Here is a 5,347-nt window from a genome sequence, read left to right as displayed (position 1 = left end):
CGAGGGCACGGAGATGGTGATGCCGGGCGACAACATCTCGATGGAGGTGACGCTGATCGCCCCGATCGCGATGGAAGAGAAGCTGCGCTTCGCCATCCGCGAAGGCGGCCGCACCGTCGGCGCCGGCGTCGTCGCCAGCATCATCGCGTAACGCGTTTGCGTGAGGGGCAGGGGCCCTTCGGGGCCTTTGCCTTTTCTCACGTCACGGAGAGAACAAGACCATGAACGGTCAGAACATTCGGATCCGCCTCAAGGCGTTCGACCACCGCATCCTCGACGCGTCGACGCGCGAGATCGTGTCGACCGCGAAGCGGACGGGCGCCCAGGTCCGCGGACCGATTCCGCTGCCCACGCTCATCGAGAAGTTCACCGTCAACCGCTCGCCCCACATCGACAAGAAGTCGCGCGAGCAGTTCGAGATGCGGACCCACAAGCGGGTTCTCGATATCGTCGATCCGACTCCCCAGACGGTCGACGCCCTCATGAAGCTCGATCTCGCCGCCGGCGTCGACGTCGAAATCAAGCTTTAAGTCGGAGACGGTCAGAGCGACGAACCGGTTTCCAGTTCGTCGGACCATCTTCGGATCCGATTAAACGGGTCCTCTGTTTCCGGTTTCCCCGGATGGACATGACCCCAAAGGAAGGTATGCACCGATGCGTTCCGGTGTGATTGCACAGAAAGTCGGGATGACCCGCGTCTTCACGGATGCCGGCGAGCACATTCCGGTCACCGTGCTGAAGCTCGACAACTGCCAGGTCGTCGCGCATCGCACGATCGAGAAGAACGGCTATGTGGCCGTGCAGCTGGGCTCCGGCACGGCGAAGGTGAAGAATGTCTCGAAGGCCGAGCGCGGTCATTTCGCGGTCGCCAAGGTCGAGCCGAAGCGCAAGGTGGTCGAGTTTCGCGTCAGCAACGACGCGCTGATCCCCGTCGGCGCCGAGCTGACCGCGGACCACTTCGTCGTCGGCCAGTTCGTCGACGTCTCCGGCACCACCACCGGTAAGGGTTTCGCCGGCGGCATGAAGCGCTGGAACTTCGGCGGCCTGCGCGCCACGCACGGCGTCTCCGTCTCGCATCGTTCGATCGGTTCGACCGGCGGCCGTCAGGACCCGGGCAAGACCTTCAAGAACAAGAAGATGCCGGGCCATCTCGGCACCGAGCGCGTCACCACGCAGAACCTGCGCGTCGTCCAGACGGATGTCGAGCGCGGCCTGATCCTCGTCGAGGGCGCCGTTCCGGGCGTCGCCGGCGGCTGGATTCATGTCCGTGACGCCGTCAAGCGCGCTCTGCCCAAGGACGCGCCGCTGCCTGGCAAGTTCAAGGTTTCCGGCGAGGGCAAGGCGGAAGAGGCTCCTGCGGCCCAGGCTGAGGAGAACGCGTGATGAAATTCGATATCACCACTCTTGAGGGCAAGCCGGCCGGTTCGGTCGAGCTGTCGGACGAGGTGTTCGGCCTCGAGCCGCGCGCCGATCTGCTCGCCCGCATGGTCCGCTACCAGCTCGCCAAGCGGCGCGCCGGGACGCACAAGACCAAGGGCCGCTCGGAGATCGATCGTACCCGCAAGAAGATCTACAAGCAGAAGGGCACCGGCGGCGCTCGCCACGGCGCGGCTTCGGCTCCGCAGTTCCGCGGCGGCGGCAAGGCCTTCGGCCCGGTCCTGCGCGACCACGGCCATGATCTTCCGAAGAAGGTCCGCGCTCTCGCGCTGCGCCATGCGCTCTCGTCCAAGGCGAAGGATGCCGGCATCATCGTGATCGACGATGCTACGCTCTCCGAGCCGAAGACCAAGGTGCTGCTCGGCCATTTCGGCAAGCTCGACCTGTCGAGCGCGCTGATCATCGGCGGCGCCGAGATCGACACCAATTTCGGCCTGGCCGCTCGTTCGATCCCGAATGTCGACGTGCTGCCGGTCCAGGGCATCAACGTTTACGACATCCTGCGTCGCGACAAGCTGGTCCTGACGCGCGCGGCCGGCGATGCGCTGGATGCGCGCTGCAAATGATCCAGTCCGCCAAGAACCTCGACCCGCGCCACTACGATGTGATCGTGGCGCCGGTCATCACCGAGAAGGCGACGATGCTCTCCGAGCACAACAAGGTCGTCTTCAAGGTTGCCAAGACCGCAACGAAGCCCCAGATCAAGGCGGCGATCGAGAAGCTCTTCGACGTCAAGGTGAAGAGCGTCAACACGATCGTCACCGAAGGCAAGGTCAAGATGTTCCGTGGCCGCCCCGGCCAGCGTTCGGACGTCAAGAAGGCGGTCGTGACCCTCGAAGAGGGCCACTCCATCGACGTGACCACGGGCCTGTGAGGGAAGCATCATGGCTTTGAGACATTTCAAGCCGATCACGCCGAGCCTTCGCCAGCTCGTGATCGTCGACCGCAGCGAGCTCTACAAGGGCAAGCCGGTCAAGGCGCTGACCGAGGGCAAGAGCTCCTCGGGCGGCCGCAACAACATGGGCCGCATCACCGTCCGCTTCCGCGGCGGTGGCCACAAGCGCACCCTGCGGCTCATCGACTTCAAGCGTCGCGGCAAGGCCGGCATTCCGGCGACCGTCGAGCGGCTCGAGTACGATCCGAACCGCTCCGCCTTCATCGCCCTGATCAAGTATCAGGACGGCGAGCTCTCCTACATCCTGGCGCCGCAGCGCCTGGCTGTCGGCGATACGGTGGTCGCTGGTGACACGGTCGACGTGAAGCCCGGCAACGCGGCTCCGATGGGCGCGCTGCCGATCGGCACGATCGTGCACAATGTCGAGCTGAAGATCGGCAAGGGCGGCGCCCTGGCCCGTTCGGCCGGCAACTACGCCCAGATCGTCGGTCGCGACCAGGGATACGTGATCGTCCGCCTGAACTCGGGCGAGCAGCGCCTGATCTCGGGCCTGTGCTATGCCACCGTCGGCGCCGTCTCGAACCCGGATCACATGAACCGGAACGACGGCAAGGCAGGTCGCTCGCGCTGGCTCGGTCGCCGTCCGCATAACCGCGGCGTCTCGATGAACCCGGTCGACCACCCGCATGGTGGTGGTGAAGGCCGGACGTCGGGTGGCCGTCACCCGGTCACGCCCTGGGGTCTGCCGACCAAGGGCAAGAAGACCCGCTCGAACAAGCGGACCGATACGTTCATCGTGTCGAGCCGTCACGCCCGCAAGAAGAAGAACTGAGGTCCGTCATGGCGCGTTCGCTTTGGAAAGGTCCGTTCGTCGACGGATACCTCCTGAAGAAGGCCGAGGTCGCCAGGACCTCAGGCCGTAGTGAAGTCATCAAGATCTGGAGCCGTCGCTCCACGATCCTGCCGCAGTTCGTCGGTCTGACGTTCGGCGTCTACAACGGACAGAAGCATGTGCCGGTGTCCGTGTCCGAGGAAATGGTGGGCCACAAGTTCGGCGAGTTCTCGCCGACGCGCACCTTCCACGGCCACGCCGCCGACAAGAAGGCGAAGAGGAAGTAAGCCATGGGTAAAGCATCCGCCCCCCGTGCGCTGCCCGAGAACGAAGCCACTGCGATCGCCCGCAACCTTCGCGTCTCGCCGCAGAAGCTGAACCTCGTCGCTCAGCTCATCCGTGGCAAGAAGGTCTCGACGGCGCTCGCCGATCTCGAGTTCTCGCGCAAGCGCATTGCGGACGACGTTCGCAAATGTCTGCAGAGCGCGATCGCCAACGCCGAGAACAACCATGATCTCGACGTCGACGATCTCGTCGTCGCCCAGGCCTTCGTCGGCAAGGCGCTCGTCATGAAGCGCTTCCATGCCCGGGCTCGCGGCCGTGGCGCCCGTATCCTGAAGCCGTTCTCGAACATCACGATCGTGGTGCGCGAGCAGGCTGCCGCGCAGGCCTGAGGAGAGAACGATGGGTCAGAAAATCAATCCGATCGGGCTTCGCCTCGGCATCAACCGTACCTGGGACTCGCGTTGGTTCGCCAACAAGGGCGAGTACGGCAAGCTGCTGCATGAAGACATGGCCATCCGTGCCGCGCTCATGAAGCTGCTGAAGCAGGCTGCGGTCTCGAAGATCATCATCGAGCGTCCGCACCGGAAGTGCCGCGTCACCATCCACTCGGCGCGTCCGGGTGTGGTGATCGGCAAGAAGGGCGCCGACATCGAGAAGCTCCGCAAGGAAGTCTCGAAGCTCACCAAGGCCGACGTGACGATCAACATCGTCGAGGTGCGCAAGCCGGAGATCGACGCGACGCTGGTCGCCGACTCGATCGCCCAGCAGCTCGAGCGCCGTGTTGCCTTCCGCCGTGCCATGAAGCGGGCGGTGCAGTCGGCGATGCGTCTCGGCGCCGAGGGCATCCGCATCAACTGCTCGGGCCGTCTGGGCGGCGCCGAGATCGCCCGCCTCGAATGGTATCGTGAGGGCCGCGTGCCGCTGCATACGCTGCGCGCCGATGTCGATTACGGCGTCGCCACCGCCTTCACGACCTACGGGACGTGCGGCATCAAGGTCTGGATCTTCAAGGGCGAGATCCTGGAACACGACCCGATGGCCCAGGACAAGCGCCTCTCCGACGAGGGCGGCCGCTCCGGCGGTCGTGATCGCGACCATCGCGATCGTCGCGAGCAGGCTGCGTAAGGCTGATCGAGAAGAGCCATGCTGCAACCAAAACGCACCAAGTTCCGCAAGCAGTTCAAGGGGCGCATCTCCGGCGCCGCCAAGGGCGGCACGGACCTCAACTTCGGCCAGTTCGGCCTGAAGGCCCAGGAGCCCGAGCGCGTCACCGCCAGGCAGATCGAGGCGGCTCGCCGTGCGATCACCCGCGCCATGAAGCGCGTCGGCCGCGTCTGGATCCGCGTGTTCCCCGACGTGCCGGTTTCGAAGAAGCCGACCGAAGTCCGCATGGGTAAGGGCAAGGGTTCGCCCGAGTTCTGGGCGGCCAAGGTCAAGCCCGGCCGGATCATGTTCGAGCTCGACGGCGTGTCCGAGGAGATCGCTCGCGAGGCGCTCCGCCTCGGCGCCGCCAAGCTGCCGATCAAGACCCGCTTCATCCAGCGCATCGCCGAGTAAGGGAGGGCGACATGAAAATCACCAAGCGTCTGTCCGACCTCACCGCGATGAGCACGGACCAGCTCCAGGACGAACTGCTCAAGCTGAAGAAGGAGCAGTTCAACCTGCGCTTCCAGAAGGCGACGGGCCAGCTCGAGAATACCGCGCGCGTCACCGAGGTGCGCAAGGACATCGCCCGTATCAAGACGCTGCAGCGGTCGAAGACCGTCGCGGCGAGCGCGTGAGGAGAGAATAATGCCTAAGCGCGTACTGCAGGGCGTCGTCGTCAGCGACAAGCAGAACAAAACTGTTGTGGTCAAGGTCGAGCGGCGTTATACGCACCCGCTCCTCAAGAAGACGGT

Annotated in this window: 12 protein-coding genes; all 12 read left to right on the top strand. The window is 64.8% G+C overall.

Annotated features, from left to right (window positions below):
- Window positions 1–151: EF-Tu C-terminal domain-related protein (locus tag J0I42_RS22845; RefSeq protein ID WP_465247716.1), on the top strand; the 151-nt coding region annotated here is incomplete at its 5' end.
- 70 nt (window positions 152–221) lie between these two features.
- Window positions 222–530 (top strand): 30S ribosomal protein S10, encoded by a 309-nt coding sequence (gene rpsJ / locus J0I42_RS22840; RefSeq protein ID WP_043237115.1) that lies wholly within the window; start codon window positions 222–224, stop codon window positions 528–530.
- A 124-nt stretch (window positions 531–654) separates the two neighbouring features.
- Window positions 655–1,383 carry a 50S ribosomal protein L3 gene (gene rplC, locus J0I42_RS22835; protein ID WP_291658363.1) on the top strand — a complete coding sequence of 243 codons (729 nt, stop codon included), beginning with the start codon at window positions 655–657 and terminating at the stop codon, window positions 1,381–1,383.
- Entirely contained in the window at window positions 1,383–2,003 is a 621-nt protein-coding gene (gene rplD / locus J0I42_RS22830) for a 50S ribosomal protein L4 (RefSeq protein WP_291658362.1), read from the top strand. Before rplC ends, rplD begins: the two co-directional genes overlap by 1 nt.
- Entirely contained in the window at window positions 2,000–2,311 is a 312-nt protein-coding gene (locus J0I42_RS22825; protein WP_291658360.1) for a 50S ribosomal protein L23, read from the top strand. Before rplD ends, J0I42_RS22825 begins: the two co-directional genes overlap by 4 nt.
- A gap of 10 nt (window positions 2,312–2,321) precedes the next feature.
- Entirely contained in the window at window positions 2,322–3,164 is an 843-nt protein-coding gene (gene rplB / locus J0I42_RS22820; RefSeq protein WP_291658359.1) for a 50S ribosomal protein L2, read from the top strand.
- An 8-nt stretch (window positions 3,165–3,172) separates the two neighbouring features.
- The gene (gene rpsS / locus J0I42_RS22815; RefSeq protein ID WP_291658358.1) at window positions 3,173–3,451 is read left to right on the top strand and encodes a 30S ribosomal protein S19; all 279 of its coding nucleotides are present in this window, start codon (window positions 3,173–3,175) and stop codon (window positions 3,449–3,451) included.
- A 3-nt stretch (window positions 3,452–3,454) separates the two neighbouring features.
- Complete coding sequence (gene rplV / locus J0I42_RS22810) at window positions 3,455–3,838, top strand: 50S ribosomal protein L22 (protein WP_291658357.1); 384 nt, start codon at window positions 3,455–3,457, stop codon at window positions 3,836–3,838.
- Between the two features lie 10 nt (window positions 3,839–3,848).
- Window positions 3,849–4,574, top strand: coding sequence for a 30S ribosomal protein S3 (rpsC, locus tag J0I42_RS22805; protein ID WP_291658356.1), 726 nt, complete (start codon window positions 3,849–3,851; stop codon window positions 4,572–4,574).
- An 18-nt stretch (window positions 4,575–4,592) separates the two neighbouring features.
- Window positions 4,593–5,006 carry a 50S ribosomal protein L16 gene (gene rplP, locus J0I42_RS22800; RefSeq protein ID WP_291658353.1) on the top strand — a complete coding sequence of 138 codons (414 nt, stop codon included), beginning with the start codon at window positions 4,593–4,595 and terminating at the stop codon, window positions 5,004–5,006.
- Window positions 5,007–5,017: 11 nt separating this feature from the next.
- Window positions 5,018–5,230 carry a 50S ribosomal protein L29 gene (rpmC, locus tag J0I42_RS22795; protein ID WP_291658351.1) on the top strand — a complete coding sequence of 71 codons (213 nt, stop codon included), beginning with the start codon at window positions 5,018–5,020 and terminating at the stop codon, window positions 5,228–5,230.
- Between the two features lie 10 nt (window positions 5,231–5,240).
- The coding region (gene rpsQ / locus J0I42_RS22790) for a 30S ribosomal protein S17 (protein WP_291658365.1) at window positions 5,241–5,347 on the top strand (107 nt) is incomplete at its 3' end.

The organism is Allobosea sp. (assembly GCF_017308015.1).
In the GTDB taxonomy this organism is placed as follows: Bacteria; Pseudomonadota; Alphaproteobacteria; order Rhizobiales; family Beijerinckiaceae; genus Allobosea.
This window is presented reverse-complemented; position numbering and strand designations above follow the sequence as displayed.